At 52.1% G+C, this 22188-nt stretch carries 13 protein-coding genes; 3 read left to right on the forward strand and 10 right to left on the reverse strand.

Features of this window, described 5'->3' with window-relative positions; all coding sequences use genetic code 11:
- Positions 1-10: 10 nt before the first annotated feature.
- The 3 genes from LBW89_RS14820 (at position 11) to LBW89_RS14830 (ending at position 2810) form a co-directional block, all read left to right on the forward strand.
- Positions 11-1261: a methyl-accepting chemotaxis protein gene (locus tag LBW89_RS14820; RefSeq protein WP_148449974.1), complete on the forward strand. Its 1251-nt coding sequence runs from the start codon at positions 11-13 to the stop codon at positions 1259-1261.
- A gap of 113 nt (positions 1262-1374) precedes the next feature.
- The gene (locus LBW89_RS14825) at positions 1375-2274 is read left to right on the forward strand and encodes a sigma-70 family RNA polymerase sigma factor (protein WP_225039442.1); all 900 of its coding nucleotides are present in this window, start codon (positions 1375-1377) and stop codon (positions 2272-2274) included.
- An 86-nt stretch (positions 2275-2360) separates the two neighbouring features.
- Entirely contained in the window at positions 2361-2810 is a 450-nt protein-coding gene (locus LBW89_RS14830; RefSeq protein ID WP_213504879.1) for a carboxymuconolactone decarboxylase family protein, read from the forward strand.
- Between the two features lie 77 nt (positions 2811-2887).
- Here the strand turns inward: LBW89_RS14830 and LBW89_RS14835 are convergent, their stop codons facing one another.
- The 10 genes from LBW89_RS14835 to LBW89_RS14880 form a co-directional block, all read right to left on the reverse strand.
- A complete protein-coding gene (locus LBW89_RS14835; protein WP_225039443.1) occupies positions 2888-5080 on the reverse strand; it encodes an alpha-galactosidase in 2193 nt (730 codons plus the stop codon).
- A gap of 161 nt (positions 5081-5241) precedes the next feature.
- Positions 5242-5889: a GGDEF domain-containing protein gene (locus LBW89_RS14840; RefSeq protein ID WP_148449982.1), complete on the reverse strand. Its 648-nt coding sequence runs from the start codon at positions 5887-5889 to the stop codon at positions 5242-5244.
- Positions 5889-9050: an ATP-binding protein gene (locus LBW89_RS14845; protein WP_225039444.1), complete on the reverse strand. Its 3162-nt coding sequence runs from the start codon at positions 9048-9050 to the stop codon at positions 5889-5891. Before LBW89_RS14845 ends, LBW89_RS14840 begins: the two co-directional genes overlap by 1 nt.
- 28 nt (positions 9051-9078) lie before the next feature.
- Positions 9079-9723, reverse strand: a complete 645-nt coding sequence (locus tag LBW89_RS14850; RefSeq protein WP_225039445.1) for a class D sortase — start codon at positions 9721-9723, stop codon at positions 9079-9081.
- 85 nt (positions 9724-9808) lie between these two features.
- Positions 9809-10891: a glycosyl hydrolase family 18 protein gene (locus LBW89_RS14855; protein ID WP_148449986.1), complete on the reverse strand. Its 1083-nt coding sequence runs from the start codon at positions 10889-10891 to the stop codon at positions 9809-9811.
- Between the two features lie 32 nt (positions 10892-10923).
- Positions 10924-12675 carry a polysaccharide deacetylase family protein gene (locus tag LBW89_RS14860; protein ID WP_225039446.1) on the reverse strand — a complete coding sequence of 584 codons (1752 nt, stop codon included), beginning with the start codon at positions 12673-12675 and terminating at the stop codon, positions 10924-10926.
- A gap of 11 nt (positions 12676-12686) precedes the next feature.
- Positions 12687-14498, reverse strand: a complete 1812-nt coding sequence (locus LBW89_RS14865; protein ID WP_225039447.1) for a glycosyltransferase — start codon at positions 14496-14498, stop codon at positions 12687-12689.
- A gap of 65 nt (positions 14499-14563) precedes the next feature.
- Positions 14564-15883 carry a nucleotide sugar dehydrogenase gene (locus tag LBW89_RS14870; protein WP_225039448.1) on the reverse strand — a complete coding sequence of 440 codons (1320 nt, stop codon included), beginning with the start codon at positions 15881-15883 and terminating at the stop codon, positions 14564-14566.
- A 20-nt stretch (positions 15884-15903) separates the two neighbouring features.
- Positions 15904-17349: a polysaccharide deacetylase family protein gene (locus tag LBW89_RS14875; RefSeq protein WP_225039449.1), complete on the reverse strand. Its 1446-nt coding sequence runs from the start codon at positions 17347-17349 to the stop codon at positions 15904-15906.
- Positions 17350-17563: 214 nt separating this feature from the next.
- Positions 17564-21586, reverse strand: a complete 4023-nt coding sequence (locus LBW89_RS14880; protein WP_225039450.1) for an LPXTG cell wall anchor domain-containing protein — start codon at positions 21584-21586, stop codon at positions 17564-17566.
- Positions 21587-22188 lie beyond the last annotated feature (602 nt).

Raw genomic sequence — 22188 nt, forward strand, 5'->3', positions numbered from 1 at the left:
CATCGTACTTATGTCATGGTTCAACAGACTTCCTCTATCCAAAAAAATTTCCGCCGCGTGCTATCTGGTGGCCGCCATGTTTGCCGTTCCTGCACTGGTTTTGTTTGCGGTGGTCGGGAAACTGCTGGCCGGCATTATTTTGATCGCCGTGTTGGGAGCGCTTACTTATCCGCTCACCCTGTATGTTCAGAAGTCTTTGACCGGCTCTTTCGATGACATTTCCAATGCTTCCGCGAAAATCGCCAAAGGCGATTTCACCGTCCGGATCATGGAAACCGGGGGCATGGAAGATCTGAACCGCGCGTTCAACAACATGGCGGACAAGCTGCGCAAAATTTTGCAGGAAACGTCGGAAATCACCCGAAAAGTGATGGATTCCAGCCGTTCGATCGCCGATCGCAACCAGGAGCTCATCCGCGTCATGACTCAGGTGACCCAATCCTCCAACGAGCTGGCGCTCGGGGCCAACGAAATTTCGGAGGATGTCGCCGGCATGAAAGATTCGATCGGTGAAATCGAGCTTAAAGTCAGCAATTATGCCGACTCCACCCGGGAAATGAATCAGCGTTCCGTGGAAATGCTGAGTCTGGTGGAGCGGGGTCAGGAATCGGTGTCCCAGCAGGCCGAGGGAATGAAACGCAACATTGAGGCGACGAACCGCGTGGCCGAATCCATCGAGGCGTTGGCGCAAAATGCCCGGGGAATCACGAAGATTACGGCCACCATTTCAGAAATCGCGGAGCAGACCAACCTCCTCTCCCTGAACGCTTCCATTGAAGCGGCGCGGGCGGGCGAACATGGCGCCGGTTTTGCCGTCGTGGCCCATGAGGTCCGCAAGTTGGCCGAAGAATCCACCGCCTCCACCAAAGAGGTGTTCAGTCTCGTCCGCAGCATCGAGCAGGATGTCGAGCGCGCCGGACACAACATCAAAATCAATGAAGACGTGGTGCGCCAGCAAAATGAAATGATCCGGGAAGCCGAACAGGTCTTCCAGCAAATCGTGGATAGCGTTCAATACATTTCAGAGCAAATCTCCGCTTTCTCCCAAGAAAGTGAAGCGATGCTGGAAAGCGCGCACCATATCTCGTCGGCGATCCAGAACATTTCGGCCATCACCCAGCAGTCGGCCGCCGGAACCGAGGAGGTCTCCGCTTCCATGAACGAGCAGATTACATCGATTCAAGCGATGGCCGATGAGGCCGAAGAAATGAAAAACGCCGTATTCCAGCTTCAAAAGACGATACATATTTTCAAATTTTAGCTCCCTTGATCTTGATACTAACCGCCGTTTCTCTTGGTGAGACACGGCGGCATTTTTTTTGCTATATTGGGGATAGTCCAATGACAGACCGATCGAAAGGAGACGACCGAATCATGTCTTCGCCTTGGGAAAACTTTTACCGTGAGCATAAGTCCTCATTGATCGCCATGGCTTACCGGTTAACGGGCTCTTGGGCGGAAGCCGAAGATATCGTCCAGGAAACCTTCACCTCCCTGCTTGAGACTCCCGCGGCGTTTGAGCAGGTGCGGAATCCGCTCCCCTATTTCAGGCAAGCCGTGGTCAATCGCAGCTTGAACGTGCTGAAGTCCCCGCGGTTCTCTCGAGAAACGTATCCGGGGACATGGCTTCCCGAACCTCTTTTTCAAACCGCCACCGAGACGGATCATTCCGTACTCCATGAAGAGCAAGTGTCATACGCCTTTATGGTGATGCTGGAACAGCTGTCCCCTGAAGAGCGGGCCGTCATGGTGCTTCGGGAGTCATTCGCCGTTGATTATCAAGAAATCGCCGCCATTCTGGACAAAAGCGAAGCCGCCTGCCGGAAATTGTTGAGCCGGGCTCGTAACAAGTTGACCCGCAGCGGCCTGGAAGAAACGAAAGTCCCGGGAGACCGGGTTTCGGCTTGGGTCCAGGCCTTTCTCCAAGCCTCCCGGCAAGGGGAGTTCACCCCGCTGCTGGCGATGATACGGGAAGATGCCGTCCTTTGGAGCGATGGCGGCGGCAAGGTACGTTCGGCACTTCGTCCGATTTTTACGCGCGAGCGGATTATGGCCTTTTGGAACGGAATTACGCGCAAAGGCTCCATGGCCGGGGAACTGGTCCCGGTACGCTTAAACGGGGACTGGGGACTCCTCCTTTACCAGCAAGGCCGTCCCGTTAAAGCCATCGCATTTGAGGGGGATGCTCAAGGGCAAATCCGGAATATGTACCTGGTCACGAACCCGGATAAATTGGCCATGGCCCCTCCTCTTTCTTTGCCTTTGACTCATTGATTTTTTAGGGTTCGGTCACAAAATCCCCTCCTTCATTGTCTTAACTTTGACGGATCGAAATAATAGACCCATTTGGAGGGATTGCAATGAAGATGAGAGTGAATCATTATGCGGTAAATCCGGAAGTATATCGGGCCATGACTCAATTGGAGACCCGTGTCAGGGAAAGCGGGTTGGACCGGGTAACGTATGAACTGATCAAAATCCGCGCATCGCAAATCAATGGCTGTGCCTTCTGCCTCAACATGCACACCGAGGAACTGCGGAAAATGGGCGAATCCGAACAGCGGATCGCTTTAGTCAGCGTCTGGAAGGAGTCTCCATGTTACAGCGACCAGGAAAAAGCCGTGCTGGAGTTGACGGAAGCCGTCACCCTCATCTCCGAGAAAGGCGTGCCTGAGGAGCTGTATCAGCGTATACGGAATTACTACAGCGAGAAAGAATACGTCGATTTGATCTTCGCCATCAACCTGATCAATGCCTGGAATCGCATCGCGATTTCCACGGGGATGTTCCCCGGGTGCATGGACACCTAAAGCGGCGGTTCGCTGCCAAATGCAAAGAGCCTGGAGCTTTCGCTACAGGCTCTTTTGAATTCAACGTAAGTCCCGCATTAATGGACGGCTGTCAAACGCACCCACATGCTTGCAAAATCCCCGTGCAGGGAAGATACCGGTATTCCCGCATACATCAGACGATCCCCGCCGAACACCTCTCCGCTAGGGTCAAGCCGGTAGTTTTTGGCCGGGTTCAGTCCCTCCAGCTTCACGCTGCGCAGCGGCGCATTCGGTTCCGCCAATACCCGGAAGTAGAACAGCAGCGCCTCCTCCTGGTCCCGGCTCACAAACATCCAGGAAGTGTCATTGCCCTCGAACGGGCTGCGCAGACGATACAGGTCGCCTTGCTGCACCAGACCGCGGATTCGCTTGTAGAACTCGATTTGACGCTTGGCCGTTTCCTTCTCTTCCTGCGTAAACTTCGTCAGATCCAATTCGTAGCCGAAGTTGCCGGACATGGCGACGTCCCCGCGGAAGTTAAGCGACGTGATGCGCTCCACCTGATGATTCGGTACGGCGGAAACATGCGCCCCCATCGTGGAAACGGGATATACCAGGCTCGTGCCGTACTGAATTTTTAACCGTTCGACGCCATCGGTGTCGTCGCTGGTCCAAGTCTGAGGCATATAGTAGAGCATGCCCGGGTCAAAGCGTCCGCCGCCGCCGGAACAGCTCTCGAACAAGATGTGCGGAAACTCGGTCGTCAGCCGTTCAAGCAGATCGTAGAGGCCGAGGATATAACGATGGGCGATTTCCTTCTGCCGCTCGGCCGGGACTTGGGCTGAACCTATTTCCGTCATGTTCCGGTTCATATCCCATTTGACGTAAGAGATCGGCACGCTGGCGAAAATAGCGCTAAGCCGCTCATAGAGATAAGTCCGGACATCCTCCCTCGACATATCGAGCACGAGTTGGTCCCGAGCTTCCGTCCGGCGCCGATTCGGAACATGTAGGCACCAATCCGGGTGGCTGCGGTACAAATCGCTGTCCGGGGAGACCATCTCCGGCTCGACCCATAGGCCGAATTGCAGGCCGGTCGCTTCAACCCGGCGGGCCAAATCCTCCAGACCGCCCGGCAGCTTGCGGCGGTCTTCGAACCAGTCGCCGAGCGAGCAGTTATCCTTGTCGCGGCGGCCGAACCAGCCGTCATCGAGCACAAACAGCTCGATTCCGAGTTCGCTCCCCGCCTTTGCGATGGCCTCGATTTTGTCGGCGTTGAAATCGAAGTAGGTGGCCTCCCAGTTGTTGACCAGAATCGGCCGCACTTGATCGCGATGCTGTCCGCGGCAAAGCCGGGTGCGGTACAACCGGTGGAACGTCCGGGACATACCGCCCAATCCTTCGCCGGAATATACCATAACCACTTCCGGAGTCTGGAAGCGCTCGCCCGGCTCAAGCCGCCAGCCGAAATCGAACGGATTGATGCCGATTTGCAGCCGTGTTGTTCCGAACTGCTCGACCTCGGCCTCCGCCACAAAATTACCGCTGTAAACGAGGCTGAATCCGTATACTTCGCCCTGACGTTCATTGGCGTCCGGACGAAGCAGTGCGATAAACGGATTTTGCTGGTGGGAGCTCGATCCTCTGCGGCTGCTGATTCCCGTGACGCCGGGCGCCAATTTCCGCCGCTGCACATGGCGTTCGCGGGCCCAAGCGCCGGACAGATACAGGGCGTCATAATCGCTGTCGGCAAAATCGACGGACGCGCTCAGCACACGTTCCAGTTCCACCGCGCTTTGACCGGCATTCGTGATGCCAACCGAACGGACAATGGCGTTAAAATCGGAAAATACCGTATAGAAAAGGGTCACCGTCAGCCCGGAAACCGTATCGATCAACTCAAGTTCCAACGTTTCGGCTTCGGAATCCTGCTCCGTATAAACGGCGGGCAGCCCCGGTAAAGCCGGTTTTCCGGAAATAATCCGATGGGAGCTGTAAGTCAATTCCGTGATCCGGGTGCCGTCCGCCAATTTCACTTGATAGGCCGGGCTGCGGAAGTCGCTGGTCCCGTATCCCGGATACTCCTGGGGCAGCGTGTCGAGAGAAATCCGTTTGTCCTCGGGAATCGGGTTAGGGGAAAACGACGCCCGCTCCGTCAGTTGTAACAAGTCCGAAAGATTACTGTCGTTCCGCAGTTTGGGCCCGTAATACAGATGAGCCGGATAGCCATGCACCAATTGGATCAAATAGCTGGAATTTTGCGATTGCAAATGGAACAGACCCTGAGCTTTATCATAGAAAATGGGCATAGTAAAATCCTCCTGAATGGTTATGAATACTGGAATGGCTTTTACCCCATTCTACTATGTTATCCAGGAGGAGTAACGTTAATAAAGTGATCTTATATATGGATTTTTGTGTCTTTTTCACGGGATAACTTAAGAGGCTTCACTCAAGGCCGCCTCCTAGGTCATACCGCGTCCTGCTCGTCTTCGTGAACCTGATTTTCGGGTTCGGGTCTGGAAAAGACATAGTAACAGTTTTTGCCCAAACGTTTGGCATGGTACATCGCCCGGTCCGCCTCCTCCAGCATGCGAGCCCGATCCACTTTAGAAGCATGGCATAGGCTTATCCCTATACTGCCCGTTACGGACATATCGCGCTCTTGAATATAATAGGGCCTGCTGATTTTGCTTAAAATTAAGCCGGCGAGAATCTCGACCTGGTTCGGATCGCGATTTTTCATAATAAACAAAAACTCGTCTCCGCCCATCCGAAACGCGAGCAGATTTTTGTTCGTTACCTGCCGTAAATCCTCGCTGACCTCCTTGAGCAATTGGTCCCCCGCATTATGGCCGTAAGAATCGTTGATCTCTTTAAACCGGTCCAAATCCAGACTCAGCACGGCCAGATTATCTTTCCCTTTAAAAGTCGACCAAAAATGTTCGAATCCGTTACGGTTCAGCAGTCCGGTTACCGGATCCCGGTACGCGAGTTCCCTCAGCGTATTCCTTTCCGCCAGCAGTGTACGGATATAGATCACTCCGGCGAGCAGTACTATAACAAAGAGACCATAAAGAACATAATGCAGGTTAATTCCGGATAAATTCATTGTCATCACCTATACATCCCCGTTTCTGCCTTACTTGTTGTCCGCTGCTGTTTGGGGACTCGGAATTTTACGGTCGTTCCCCGGTGGGGAACGCTGGAAATCTGCAAACCTTGGCCGTAAATTTGCTTCAATCGGCGATCCGTGTTGATCAGCCCTACTCCCTTAGGAGCCGTAGGTGTTCCGGTCAGCAGTTGCTGCAGTTTATCCTCCTCGATGCCCACCCCGTCGTCCGTTACGGCGAACTCCCATTCGGCCTGGAATTCCGCAATCCGAATGGTGACCGTGCCGCCGCTGGCCCGGGCAAGTATCCCGTGGCGGACCGCGTTTTCAACCAAGGTTTGAAGCGATAGAGGCGGAATATCCGCTTCCACCAAAGCAGGAACCTGCCAATCTATTTTGAGCCGCTCCCCAAATCGTTCTTTTTCAATATATAAGTAAGAATGGAGAAGTTCAAGTTCATGATCCAATGGAACGACACGCTCCAAATTTTTCAGGTCGAAACTCTTCCGCAGATAGTTGCCGAATTCCTCGAGCAGGATGACCATTCTGCCCGGATCGCTTTCGCTCAGTGAAGCGATGGAATTCAGCGTGTTGAACAGAAAATGCGGCTGGATTTGAGCCTGGAGCCACGCGGCTTCCATTTGAAGCCGTTCATGGATCGAGTGTTTGAGTTCAACCAGAGCGCGCACTCTCGCTTTTAACTCCATCGCCCCCACCGGTTTGGTGACATAGTCATTGGCGCCGGAGGAAAATCCCGCAAATACATCCTCGGGCCGGCTTCGGGCTGTTAACAGCAGCACGGGCAGTTCGGAAATGGAATAATTAAACCGGATTTTCCTGGTAAGCTCGTAGCCGGACATCTGCGGCATCATCACATCGGCAATGACCAAGTCCCATTCCCGGAGTTCCAGTTGTTTCAGGGCGTCCGCTCCGTTCGTTACGACAACGACATGGTATTGCTCCTGAGCCAGCATAGCCTCTAAAATTTTCAGATTAATGGGGTCGTCGTCCACCGCCAATATATGCGGTCGATACTCGCCTAACTGTTGAGAGTCAACCGCTGTTTCTTCCGCTGTCTGAAGAACCTCGGGGACCTCGATGGACATCGGAGGCGCTTCAAGCCTCCCTTCCGTATCCGCAGCCGTTTCCAAAAACGGCGAAGGGGCCGACAGCTCGTCCAGATGCTCAAGATCCACAGGGAGCGTGAATGTGAAGACGGAACCCTGCCCGGGAACGGACTGAGCGGTGAGCGTCCCGCCATGAAGCTCAACCAACTGCCTGCAAATGCTGAGCCCCAGCCCGATACCGCCTCCTGTCGCCGTGATCCCCGAATCCCCTTGCTCATAGGGTTCAAAGATCCGTTCCAGGGTATCCCGGTCCATCCCCATTCCCGTATCCTTTACATGAATGCAGACAGTCTCCTCTTTGATCTCGGCTTCCACGGTCACCTTTCCTTCGCGAGTATATTTTATGGCGTTATGCACCAGATTGAACAAAATTTGAACCAGACGATTCTCGTCGGCAACGACGTGAGGAAAAGGAGTTTGAAATCGTTGCTCCAACACCACCGGCTTGCCGTCGGTCATGTAACGGACCATGTCGAACACCCCGGCCACAACTCCCTCCAAATTCACACGATGTTTCTGCAGCCGAACATCCCGGTTCCGCAGACGTGTTGCGTCCAGCAAATCGTTCAGCAGCAAAGACATCCGTTGGCCTACGGTAACGAGCAGTTTCAGTTTGTCGCGGTGCTGAGGCCGAAGGGTGTTTCCTTCTTCATCCAGGACCGTCTGGGCCATATTGATCATGCCATGCAGCGGATTGCGCAGTTCATGCGACGTATTGGCCAGAAAGTCATCTTTCTGCTTGTCCGCTCTAAGCAGCTGCTCCGCCAGTTTACCGGCGCGAATCGATGTTTGGGTGAACCGGATAAACCAGAAGGAAGCGAAGCTGAGAAACGCGATGATCAGGTCCACCGGATAGTAAGGCATGTCCAGCCACACCCGGGCTTTGATTACCCCACCGATCAAAATATTCATCGACAGGGCCGTTGCCGCGAGGAGGAAGGAAAACGCCGTCTTCTCCCCGCTCCGGATGACGTTGACAATCGTCATTATAACGAGAAGGCTCATCCCTGCATTGATGGCAAGCAGCAGGAGCCGGAAGTAGGTAATATACTCCACCGGCAGACACAACGTGACAAGGATGCTGACGATGCCCAGGGCGGTAAGGGCGCGGACCGGTTTTTCCAGTTTGCGTTCCTCCAGCAAAGACCTCGTGCATAAGGTGATAAATAAAGCCAAGCTCATATAAATCACAAGCCTTAATTTAACGGACCACACCACATCCAGTTGCAGCCAAGCGATCAGCATCCGATCGTCTTCCGACAGGACGGACAGAACCGCAAAAACATTCATGACGGCAAAATAAACCAGCCCTTTTCCTCGATACCCCATGATTAACAGGATCAAGGCGCAAAGACCGTGCAGCAGCATCACAATCGTGACGATAATTTGCATCGTTTTGGTGAAAAATTCTTCATGGGTTATGGCCGCCGCCGTTCCGAACTTGATGGATTGGTTGATGCCGCCTTTCCCTGAATATTCATGGTTCGAAACGTGAATGACGATATCCAGATAGGGCTTGTCCGATTTAAACAGGACGGTGTAGGGAATGTTGATCGGTTTGCTGACCGATGCATTTCCGCCCGGATTGCCGGCCTGCTTCATCAGCTTGCCGTTGACGAACAGCTTGGACGCCGTATCGATACTATAGACTCGCATGCCATACAATAAATCATGATCTTTGAGGAGCACGCGCAGATGATAAGTGGCAAATTTATGTTTCCGGTAGAGTTCGGATTGATTAACCCAATTCGACGGTACCTGGATGAATTGCCGTCCCAACCTGCCCTCCGGTTTCACGAACGCTTCCGGTTCCACGAAGACCCCGGGATAAAATTCCCACTCTCCATTCAACGTAATCACCTGGTTATCGGTGAAGTTCCATTTCCTAAGATCCTGGGTTCCTTGCTGCGCATGGGGATGCTCCGGAATCATGCGGAATTGGAACCATAACAAACGCAGGCCCAGAAGGAGAAGTATAAAAAGGATCAAATACAGAAGCATCTTTCGCTTGGAGTTCAGCTTGACAGGTTCGAGCGGCAATCGATTCCATTCCTTTCGCTGTGTACCCCTACGACTCGATTCTGGCTTGAATGATCAGCCGATGTGTTGGATTCTTCAAGGGGTGACAAGTAATCAGGGTCAGGATTTGGTCTTGACCATTTCCTTCGAGCACGGACAAATCCGTAGGTTCAACTACCGAAGTATCGTAGACGGTATATTCATAAGTCCCGTCGATCGTGCTTATCCTGATCTTATCTCCAATCTCCACTTCATTCAAGCGATTAAATAGTCTTCCCTTGGTTCGGGCCCGGTGAGCGGCCACCGCCGCGTTGCCGACTTGGCCGAAGGGAGCCGTCTCCGTCATATGTGCCGCCGCGTGTTTCATGTTTTTTTGGGTCGCCCCTTCCAGCACGGGAAGCTTCAAATCGATCTTCTCAATCTCGATCGTTGCCAGGGTTCCCTCCTTTACGTTTTCCTTTGGATCGAGTGTGGGTGCTTCATCTTCCCCGCTCTCCTGTTCAAGCAGCCGGGATACCCTTTCATACCCTGCCGCAAGTTCGGAGTTCGGACCGCCGGTATTCCATAGCTTCTGGAGCGCTTCCGCTTCCTGCAGCAGCAGCTTCTCCTCCCGATTGGCGTTCCATTCTATGGCGTAAGGAGCCGCAATCAATATCAGCCCCGCAATGATGAGCAAGTAAGGCCACTTTCGCATCGGTTGATCCACCTTTATTATGTTGTTGTTTTTCAGCATAACTCACTCGGCTCTACAATTTCTCAACGAAAAAAGGAACGCCGGTTTACGATCCGTCCGTTCCTTCTTTCCAGTATTCCAGCGTCTCTTCAGCCAGCTCGCCCAACCGCCACAGAGAAAAGCGGGTAATCCCTTCTTCCTGAGCCGTTTGTACCCACATCTCCAGGGTCGTGTGGTCGGCAAACCATACGGTATGCCGCTCCCCGTCCTTAGAGGTGTATTCAAAGTGCAGACTTCCGCTGTCCTGATCCCTCCGCAACGAAGCCTCTTTCGTCCGGGCCAGCTCTTCTGCTTTCTTCTCGGTCACGGCCGTCACCTTTCCGGACGCCGACCAATCGAAGCCGCCGGCGGCAAGGGCGATGACCGGCTTTCCGGGGAGTCCCTTCAATTTGCCGGCCACCTTCCGGATAAACGCGGGGTCCGCTTTTGGACCGGGGCCGCTGTGGGAACCGAATAGGTTATAAGCCATCATGACATATTCGGGCCCTTCCGGAAGCGTCACGGAGTCAACCGGGGCTTTAGGTTCCAGCACGATTCGAAGTGTTTTTCCCCGAGCTTTCAGCGCTTCATAGAGCTCTTTATAAAAAAGGCTGACGGACTTCCAGTCCTCTTGGCGAATCTTTTCAAAGTCGATTTCAACCCGGTTCAATCCTTGCTGTTCAAGGGTGTCCACAATTTGCCGAATATGGCTGCCGCGGCTTTGTTCCGTGGCCACCAGGCGGTTGATCAGGTCCGGATCTTTTTGCACGGAACTTCCGTCCGACCGAACGATATCGTTAACGAGGGTTATCCCGATTTCGGCGCCGGGCTCGGTTCGGAGCTCGGGTAATCGAGTCAATGCCTTTTTCATATCCTCGCTGAAGTACAATCCATCATTTTCATCAAAATAGACGGCAAACAACTGCAGCCCCTGCGGGGTGCCGCCCGTTAGCTTTTGGGCCTCTTCCATCCCCGCCCCCAACTGCCAGTCGACGATCCAGGCGGAAAACTCCGCCCGATCCTCCGGACTCGGCTCCGGCCGGCCGTGGTCGTCCCCCTCCCGCAGGAAGAACCAGACGGCGGCCGCCCCGATCAACAGCAGCAGCCCGGCAGCGGCCAGGGCGATTCGCGTTCCTTTGCCTGCAGGCATTCGCCCACCTCCGATGCGTTGAACTATGAAACTCAGAACGTTTCGATCGCCCAGTCAATGGCGGCGTTAACCGCCGATTTGACCCGGTCGGCCGCCCCCTGCCAACCGCGGGGGGCATTGCTGAATAGAACCCGGTCTCCCGCCGTAATCTCCATATTCTCAAACCGGGCATCGTAAATATTTTCTTTCTTGTTGTTCTCGCTATATTCCGCTTCCACAGCCACCGTGCCGGTCCGGATGGAATCGTCGATCTTCCGCTTGTCCAGCATCGCCTCGTCATCCACCCGTACGGTCAAGGATTCACCGTCCAGCGTAATGTCGAGCTTCCGCTCATCTTTGATATTGATCGGATATTTCTCTTCTTCCTCACTTACGCCGGCCGACGTCTGCTCGTACGTATAGACCGAAGCTTTATCAAAGCTGAGATCCTCGGAAGACCAGGCTACGGGATCCAGTTCTCGCGTAAGCAAGACCGCCGGTGCGGCGCCGGCTTTCTTCTGTTCCACCTGCAGCGTGTTATTGTCCAAGGTGATCCGGATATAGGAATCTTTCGCACGGTCGTAGCGAACATAAATGCTCTGCTTGCCCACTACATTTCCTGTCGCTTGGGCGGACACATGAAGTTTTTCGCTTTTTACGGCTTCCTTCAGCTCAAGCAGCCCGCTTCTTCCCGGGGGAGAGGTCAGAATCAGCTCGTGATCTTTAAACTGCGCCGCCCCATCCTTGACGTTCCACCGGGCGGAATCCTCTTCGTTCCCGGTGATGAACGGAAGCGCTTCGCCGCTGTCTTCCCGCAGCCTCATCAAAAGATGGTTCGTCGACCAATAAGGTGCCGGCTGAAGCCGGGTCAGATTCAGGAGATCGGCACGGCTAGAATTATACGCGCGACCCTCCCGGTTGAAATGAATCTGGAACAATCCGCGGATATTATCCTGGTTGGCCTCCGTGACGAGACGGTTCATGCCTTCGCCCAGCGCGTTGGCGTGCATGATCATATAAACGGAAGGCACGTAACCTAGCTGTTCCGTATATATTTTCTTCATATTCTCGTAATCGGCGCCGATCCGCGCATTCATCTCGTCCCGATTTTCGGCCGGAATCATATTCTCGTCCCGAATAAAGTCCATTAAATAATGGTTATAGTACGCCACATTGGACTTGTCTCGCAACTCGTTCTCGTTCTTCATCCCGATAAAATGGCCCTCGTTGTCAAAAACATTAATGTAGCTGAGCCGGTATCCGTTGGTCCCCATCTCCCAAAAGCCGGTCTTCTCCATCTTCTTCATTTCCTTCGGCTGGACGAATTTCCGCTCTTTATTGTCCCCCAGCTTATCGGCATAGGAAAAGAAGGTGGCTTTAAAATTGTATTTCTCCAGAAGCGGACGGGCGAACAAGCTCGAATCGTTTCTTCCGTCTTCAAAGGACAGGTACAGGGCCTTGTCGGGAAGCGATTTGCCCTTGGAGTAAAAGTCGATGATATCCTGCTGCGATACCGTCTGATAGCCCAAATCGTGCAGCACTTTAAGCTGCTCGTCCAGGTCGCTTTTGGCCACCAATTTGGATGTCCCGGAACGTCCTACTCCGAAATAAGACAGGGCGATAAACCCGTTTTGCTGTTTCCAGGTGGTCTTGTCGGGCTCCCGATAGGACTCTACGTCGAATACGGCATGAAACAAAACAACCCCCAGCAACACCAGAATGACGGACTGGATCATTGTTTTGACAAGCTTTTTCGTGTTTTTTCTGCGTACATTCAGGGCAGAACTTTGTTTTTTCTTTACCATGTCTGCCATCCTCACTTGACTCGGTTTTTATTTTTAAGTTTGCGCGCTTCTTTCTTCATCCGGGCCTCGACGTCCTGCGGTGTTTCCCGGGTTCCCCAGGTGGACTTCCAGAAGGTCACCCAAGCTACGGGCATTTGCCAGAGCAGAACAAATTCATAGAAGAGGCAGAAGACGAAGCCGAACACCCAGAGCCGGCTCTTCCGGAACATCAGGTGCGCCAGGCTCATCAGCAGCGCCATCATTAACAGCCCCACCAGGAACGTCGTCGGAAAAACACGATAGACCGCAGGTACGTATACCAGGTTATAAAGAACCACGACCGGCGCGGCGATCGGCACGATCAAACCTATGTAGAAAAATAAGGCCATGAAAGGTTCCTTACGCCAAATAAATGTGGCCGCCCGGAGCGATTCGCGAAGCCAGGATCGTTTCCAGCGCATTTGCTGCTTCAGGAACACGTCCGTCTTCGAAGGCACGATCGTGGAGCAGATCGCGGAATCCTGGTAGGCCGTCCGATGCGTTTTCAATATGAAGTTGGTCATGCTCCGGTCATCCCCGAAGGTTGCGGGCTGTCCAAGAAATTTTTGATTCAGCCAAGCCTCGGCGTGCTGCTGAATGAGATCTTTTCTGTAGCAGGACAATGGGCCGGACAGACAGGTGACGCTGTCAAACCAGGACTCCGCCGCCTTCATAATGCGAAAAGCGATATAATAGCGAACCGTCTGCAGCTTGGTGATGGCATTCGTGTATTTGTTCTCCACGTCCGTCCGCCCTGCCACGCCGCCCATTTTGGGATCCTGAAAAGGCTGGACCAGATGGCGGATCGCCGTCGGTTCCAGGAAGCTGTCCGAATCCACGAAGACGACGAGATCATGTTTGGCCAGTTCGACCCCCTTAACCAGCGCTTCCCGCTTTCCTCCGTTCTTCTCAAGAATGGTGTACGTCAGGCGGTCCTTTGTGGCATAACGCTCCGCCTCTCTATGAATCAACTCGACGGTTTTTTGAATGTTGCTCACCGAACCGTCCGTGGAACGATCGTCTACCACAATGACCTCCAGCTTGTCAACCGGATAATCCTGATTGATGCAGCTCATGATGGTCCTGCCGATCCACTCCTCCTCGTTAAAGCAAGGGATGATAATGGAAACGCCGGGCGTATAATCGGGATTGATCGGAACGTCGCGGTAAAAAGCGCCGAATAAATAGCGGGTCAGCAAAAAAGCCGCCGCAATGAGGCTATACAAATAAAGCACCAGGTTGTAGCGGAAGTAAACGACACTTTCCACGCGCATCAGCATAATGAACAAAATGGCGACAAAAAGGATCGCGCTCGCGGAGTATACGGAATATCCCCAACGTTTTCGTTGAAAATAAGAAGTCAGCGGCTTGGAAAACTCCACGGCCAGCATAGTTCTGGCTTCCTGTCCTTCTCCCCGGATAAACCGGCGCACCACCGTAGCGTCGATGGTTACGGAAGACTCGAACCCCTCAGGCATCGTTCCCGGAGGGATGCGAAAACGGGCGCTAACCCGGCTCCCTTCCGTCAAGCCGGCATCTTCCTTCAGTTCGATCAAAAGACCGGTGGCGGAAATATCGGAAGCCTGGCCCCGGATGCCTTCCTTTTTCCGCTTGCCCTCCGGCACGAGCAGCACTTCAAAGTCGGCCAAATAGCGCAAGCTCAGCATCCGCAGCTTGTTGATATATTCCGGATCCACATCCCCGTTCCCGGAGTCCGCCAGGTGCGAGCCTCTCCGGTCCGCGTTCTTGCGGACCTGTTCCGGATCGGGAACGTACGAAAGCGTACGCCGGTCCGTTCGAGTCATTGTTAATTTTTCTTCTTTGGTTTCTTTTTTCTTAATAATCACTTGAGAAAACCCCAATCGGTAAATTACAGACTCCAGTAAAGGTAGCCCTTGCTTTCTAACCCGGTTCTGTTATAAATGCCTTTAATATCGATGATCGTCTTAGGCTGGTCGTCGCTGTACATCGAGTCGATCTCCTCGGGTCCCATCGAAGCAAAGCAATCGTGCGCCACCGCCACTACGGCAATGTTAAGTCCCTTTAACGCCTCGGTTCCCGACAACTCGACCCCATATTCCTCGTACGCTTCCGAAGGGTCGACCAGCGGATCGAAGACAAGGGGCTCGACGCCGTATTCCTGAAGCTCGCGAATCATATCGATGACTTTGGAATTACGGATATCCCGGCAATTTTCTTTGAAGGCCAGTCCCAGGATCCCCACCTTTGTCCGGCTGAGGTCCAGGCGCTGCCGCACCATGATTTTAACGATGTTCGAAGCGATGTATTTTCCCATTCCGTCATTGACATGCCGTCCGGCCAAAATGATTTTGGAATGATACCCGCTGTCCTCCGCCTTGTATGTTAAATAATACGGGTCGATCCCGATGCAATGGCCGCCGACCAGCCCCGGGCGGAAATTCAGGAAGTTCCATTTGGTTCCCGCCGCCCGAAGCACCGCGTTCGTGTCGATATCCATTTCGTGAAACAGCATGGACAGCTCGTTCATAAAAGCGATATTGATATCGCGCTGGGCATTTTCAATGACTTTGGCCGCCTCGGCGACTTTAATCGTTTCGGCCCGATGCACGCCGGCCTCGATGATCAGCTCGTACAGCTTCGCGACGATGTCCAGCGCCGCTTCGTCGCTGCCCGACACGATCTTTACGATATTCTCGAGGCGGTGCACCGGATCGCCCGGGTTAATACGCTCGGGTGAATATCCAACCTTGAAGTCGGTGCCGCACCGGAAGCCCGATTGCGACTCCAGCACCGGTATGCAAACTTCCTCCGTAACGCCGGGGTAAACCGTCGATTCGTAAACGACGAGCGAACCGGGCGTGAGTTTCTCGGCGACCAGCGCGCTCGCTTTCTTCACGAACTGAAGGTCAGGGACGTTTCCGCTCTTGACCGGCGTCGGCACAGCCACGATAAAGCATCGTACGCCGTCAAGATCGGCCGGATTGGAGGTGAATTTCACGCTGCAGCTCGAAATCGACTCATCTCCCAAATCCCCCGTGACATCGATCCCCCGTTGGTAACTCGCCACTTTGGCTACATTGACATCGAAGCCGATCACCTCGGCCCTTTTGGAAAAGGCGACCGCAATCGGAAGTCCGACGTAACCCAGGCCGACGACGGCAATTTTTTCGCGTCGATCGACGATATTTTCATAAAGTTCAGTGACCATGTTTCTACTTCCCCGCTGTTCTAATTTTTTTGTTCTTTAATCAAATCCGCCATTTTCACAAACGTATAGCCCTTGCCCTCCAAGCTGTCGATGACTCTTGGCAGGGCTTCAATCGTATGGATGTCATCCAGCATGTGAAGCAGGATGACGCTCCCCGGTTTCGTCTGCGCCAAAGCGCCTTTGACGATATCGTCCGCGCTGTTCGAGGCATCCCAGTCGAGCATCGTCACATCGTACATCGCGATGTCCGGGTAGCCTACCGCGGCGATGGCCTTGGCTCTTTCGTCATCGACTACACCGGTAGGCGGACGGAAGAGCATCACCGGCTGCTCCTGAATCGCATCCGTGATCACTTGGTGGGCCTTCACGATATCTTTCTGCAATTCGTCGGCCGTCAACGAAGTGACCACCGGGTGGCTGTAAGAGTGATTGGCGACATCATGGCCTTCTTCCACCATGGCCCTGGCCAGATTCGGGTTGGTTTCGACGCCTTTCGCCCGCAGGAAGAACGTGGCATGCACGCCTTTCTCCGCCAGGATGTCGAGAATTTTCGTGACGGTTTTGTCGCTCCCCCAATCGTCGAAGGTTAGGGCGATGTGCTTCTTGGGGGTGTCCACTTGATAGATCAGGCGATACTTCGCCGTTTTGTAATCGGAATTAATGCGCGCCGCATCGTATCCCGGAACCTGCTCGGCAGGTTTGCGTACGCCGCCGCGGCTGACGAGCTCGTCCAGCGTAACCAGCTTATATCCGATTTCGTCCGCGGCTGCGGCGATATAAGGAATCGACGCGATGACTTCCGGATTAATGTCGGTGTTTAAGGAGATGATGCCGCCCCGGTGGATATATCTTTTGACATAGTCCCCAATCTCCTTGGCGCTCTGCATGTCCCGGTCTTTCGGGTTGATGTTGTAGCTCACCACCGCCTTCAGCCCGAGCTGGGCCGCCACCAGCGGCAAGTCCTCGGGATAGTCCCCCGAGCGGGTCCGCACATATTTCGGACGGGACCCGGTGTTCTCTTCGATCACGTCGTTCGCCAACTTGATCTCTTTATAAATTTGCTCATAGTCCAGCTTGTTCAAATCCAATTGGTTCAACGTGTTGTTCTCGATCTCATGTCCGCCGGCCAAGATCGCCGCGGCGATATCCGGTTCCTCCGCAACCCGTATCCCCGGAAGAAAGAAGGTCGCCTTTACCTTGTATTTGTCCAACTGCTTCAGCAGTTTCGCCATTGAGTCCTTATCCCCCATCCCGTTAAAGGTCAGGGATAATTCTTTCTTGGCCGTATATACAAAGGGGAGTTCCAGACTCTTCTCTCCGGTGTACTTCTCCACAACCTCCGTCGGCTTTTCGACGGACTGCCCCTCCGAACCTATCCCCGTCCCCGACGAACATCCCGCAAGCAGGATGGAAAAAGCCATGATGAACACCCCCGCTTTGAGCAGCGGCCGTTTCTTTACTTTCATCTTCCTTTAGCTCCTTTAAAAATCTTAAATAAACCTAGTATAATAGGATTTTCCTCACAGCACCAAGTTTATTTTCTTAGTAGAATAGTACTACTAATACGATAACGTATTGTCCTTTACAAATTCTATACAAAATATTAAACATTTCGGACATAAGAAAAGCGTTCCCCGAGGAGAGGAAAGGTCTCCTTGGGGAACGCTATACGTCGTTAAACTATTTTTTGAGTGTCATTCTTCTCTTAAGCAACAAGCCCAAGGCAATCAAGGAAACTCCTGCCAATTGTATCGGCAAAGCGCTATCTTCGCCGGTTTTCGGCAGTACTTTTACGCCACGGCCTTTTTTCCCGGCATCATCTCCGGTTTCGTCGCCTGAATCTCTCAACGAATTATTTTTGCCGTCTTGTTCCGTATCCTGACCAGGTGTTTGAACCGGTCCGGTGGTATCCCCGGCAGAACCGTTACCTGTGCCCGGAATAACCGTATTTCCTTGATCGTTGTTGTTCCCTCCATCCCCATCTTTAGCGGGAGGGGTTGAAGAATCATTCGGCTTACTCGGTTGCGTAGGGTTTTGCGGTTGGCTGGATCCGCCCGTACTTCCGGAATTCCCGCCGCCGCTGGATCCATTGCCGCCGCCGCTGTTTCCTGGATTACCCGGAATCTGCGGCATTTTGGTATTGCTGATTGGAAGGATGAATTTACCGTCCACTAACTCGGTGGTTGCGCCGATCGTTACCGGACGCTCCGCAGCATCCAGCACGTAGCCTGCTGGCGCCACCGTTTCCTTAAGGATGTATTCCCCGTAGAGAAGGTTCGGGAACAAGGCCACACCATAGGTGCCCGTAGTTACCGTTACCGGTTCTCTCCGTTTTTCGGCATCCTGCAGGACGAAAGTCGCACCTGCCAGCTTCTTGGAGGCGTCATCCTTGTCCACCTTGACAACTTCCAGTTGGACGACAGGGTCCGGCTGCTTCTCGTTCACCAGTGTCATCTTCACAACGGATTCTTTGTCGATGGTGACTTTACGCTCCGTTGAATCCAGGATGTAACCTGCCGGAGCCTCGATCTCTTTCAGGATGTAATCCCCGAAAATAAGACCGTTAATCCGCGCAATCCCGTCTTTGTCCGTCGTCAAGACAACAGGATCTTTTTGCAATCCGGCATCCTGCAGCTGGAATTTGGCTCCCGGCAGCACTTTCGAGTTATCCTCTTTGGCCACTTTCAGGATTTCCAAACCGCCCAGCGGGATGTAAGGGATTTTTTCGTTAGGTACCGGGAGGACTTTCACACCGCCCGTGCTTTGAACCTCTTTATCGATTTTTACCGTAAGAGGCGACGCAACCGCTTTATAGCCCGCCGGAGCTTGAAGCTCGGTCAGCGTATAGGTGTCGTAAAGCAGCTTCGTGAACGTGATTTTCCCGTCCGCTCCCGTTTCCTTTACCCCGATCGATTCGCCTTTGCTGTTCTTCAGTTCAAACTTGGCGCCAGGCAGTACCGTCCCCGGGCTGTCCTTATCCACTTTCGTGACTTCCAGACCGCCGCGTACGCCAGAGCCCGTACCGGAACCGGAGGATAAACGAATTTCGATCGCTTGCTCCGTTTCCCGCGTCCCTACCGAGACACCGTCACCGATAAAGCTCACCTGGTTCGTGATCTTTTCCTTGTCGACGGATACGGCAATTTCCGATTGATACTTCAGGATATAGGCCGTTTCGATCGTTTTAGGGAGAATCACTTCGAAGCTCTTCAACTCGCCTGAATCATCGGTGTGAAGCACCACTTCGTAGTCCTTGTCCTTTTCGAGGAGCTTACCGGTCGATACATCGCCATTGGAGCCCACTATACCTTCGTAAAGCTCAAAAGTTTCCGGCTTCACGATCTGGTTGGCGCTTGGCGTATCGACGATTTTCGCATTTTCAACGTAAGATTGACCTTCGTTGATTTTGATCTGCCAATTGATTTTGTCGGCGTCTTTATCAACGCCACGTACGCCGGTCTTGCTGACGTATACTTCGCCGTGCGGAACTGTCACAGTATATCCCCAATTCCCTTTAACAGTTCCATTACTACTTAGCGTAGCGACGTTAGGAATTTTGTCCGCTATTAACGTATTATCGAGCGTAGTCTGGAAAGTGATCCAATAAGGTTCACTAATATTACCGAATTCAATTTCAATCTTCCCATTCGTTGTATCCACCTTTTTAGAACTCAGATCGATTTCTGAACCCTGCAAAGGATCTCCGTTTTTCTGAACGGACATGTTATAGACTTTGAGAGAATTTTCAACCAACGTTTGATTTTCCTGCAAAACATCCTCAAATACCGCATTTTCTACATCGAACCCATTGTAATTGGCGTAGATCGTCCAAGTTATTTTCTTGGTTCGTGGATCATAGCTGCCTATCTTAGCGCCGTTGTTTTTGGTTTCATTGTTGGGATTAAAAGAAGCTTTCAAAGTTTGATAATCAGCTGTCTTTTCCGCCCATTCCAATGCAGCTTCGTTCCCGAACAACGATTTACTAGGATCAAATGTAGTCTTGTAAGTGATCACGTATTCTTCGGTGAAATCTCCCGTGAAGTTTAGCTTAAAGCCATTCTCAACTGCTATAGTGCTATCCAAGTTATAGGGTATTACATTTCCGGATTTGGAAGTTACCTCAAGTTCACTTGGAATAAAGGTCAATCCTCCACCTGTAAAATTGTCTTTAATCTCCAGGTTCGTCATCTTCTGAAGGTCACTGTTCACGACGATTCTCCAAGTAAGTTCCTTGGTCGCATAATTGGTGGCGGACCCTACAAGACTCTTAGTGCCGATCCCGCTTTTAAAAGTTTGAGATGCGGACTTCTTGGTTTCTTCCCCTTTGTATGTCGAGTAGACTTCATTCGACACCGTAACATTGCTGTATACCCGGGGATTATATTTCGTTTTGTACTTAATTGTGTATCCTGAATTGATGTCCTGGTTGAATTTTAAAGTGAATCCTTTTTGATCTGGAGCCAAATCTTCAGGGTCAGCAACTACATACTTGCTACTATCGACAACCCCGCCTCCAAGCTGAGTAACCATAATTCCTCCAACCAAATCCATGGTATCGGGGAATCGATCCTCGACTACTGCCTCTTTCTTGAGAATATCTTTTTCTCCGTGATTATACTCGATGGTCCATTCCACCGTCTGGTTTACTGGATCATAATTACCTGCTTTTTTTGTCACCAGTTCCTTACGCTGAATGGTAACATCATCGGAGGCATTCTCAGAGGTAGAGTCGCTCTTTAACGTGGCCGTATTGTTGAAATAGGTTTCTTTTTCATCGATCACGTTAGTTCTAAACTGAATCCGGTAAGCCGAAGTAAACGCAGCATCGTTAAATTTGATACTAAAAGCGGAACCATCGGCTGTCACTGTGTAGTTCCCGACCTCAGGGGTAACTTCACCACCTACGTCAGGTGCCTTATCGATGTTCAGGTTGAGTTGATACACCTTGATGCTCGTCTCATCTAGTTCCAAACCATCAGGAATTTTATCCGATACCTCGGGAGTGTTCAGTTTTTTAGAATCCGTGTTCACATCCAAGGTCCAGTCAATGTACTTTTCTCCAGATGCCGTACCTTGTTTTGTTAACGGCTTTCCACCAAACGGTGCAAATTTAACCTTCGCTACCTGGTCCCCTCCGCGAATCGGGAAAGTGATGGGAACTTCAACGCTTCCTTTAATTGTGGTCTTGCTGAATTCGGTGCTAATCTCCATGGTGCCCCGGACTTCCGAATTATCCACCAGCTCATTGAACACTACCGTTACATGGCCGTTCGGCTCAACGGTAAACTCCCCAATGCTGCCATTATCAGTGTTCAACTGCTCGGTGAACTTACTGTAAACCGTGAATTCCTTGGGAATGTCAAATTCGAACTTATCTCCAGCCTTATAGCCGTGTCCGTTCTCCAATGACCATTCGTATTCAATACGAACGGGATCCCCGGGCTTGGAAACTCCTTCTCGGCTCGGATTGTACACCGCATCGATCACGGTGTTGTTTTGGTCGAGAAGCTTCACCTTGGTAAGGATGCTCTCCTTGCTGGCAGCCATGAGCGAAACCGGACCGTAGGCCGCATCCGTCACCGTTGCCGCATCCTCCGGAAGTAAAACATCCGAATCAGCGCTGGCCGTAAGCATCCCCGCTCCGAACACCGTTTGGAGCAGAAGAACCCAGGCCATTGCGATCGCAATCATTCTTTTCTTCATAGGGTTACTAACTCACCTTCTTTTTTATTATATTTTCAAGGATCAAACGAAGTTTGTTTTTCCTGACCCCTCCTATCAGGTTTGTTGTATAAAAAGTCACATTACATATACTAGTTGCTGGTTCTGGACAAATTCTCAACAAAACTCTACACCGTTTCTCAACATGCTTCACGACAAAAAAGAGCGCCTTTCGGCACTCTTCGAATTTACTTATATTTTATGAGAAAACTAAGTTAGCCCCATTCCAACGAGTCTTCTGTTGAGACCAGTTGGTGAATAAGGGTGTTTTGCGCACTAGCGTTGCATTAACCCGAAGAGTCTAATGGCCGTAATCGCCTCCCTTTGAAGCCTGGCGGGAGGATAAGGGTCTTTTGCGGCGTTATTTTGTCGAATTCGTCCCTTCGGTGAGAAATAGCGGTCTTTTAAGGCCTTATTTTAGGAAAAAGCGGGCCAAAACCTGATTTTTGTGCCCGCATCACATTAAACTTGCAAAAACCTTAACATCAGTTAGTCGTAATGAGTTGAACTAATGATGGAGGGATAGAGGCAGCCGGGTGAAATGTTCTTCCGATCGCTGTTGCTCCCGGATTTCTTGATGAATT

This window comes from Paenibacillus sp. alder61 (genome assembly GCF_020179875.1).
GTDB lineage: Bacteria > Bacillota > Bacilli > Paenibacillales > Paenibacillaceae > Fontibacillus > Fontibacillus faecis.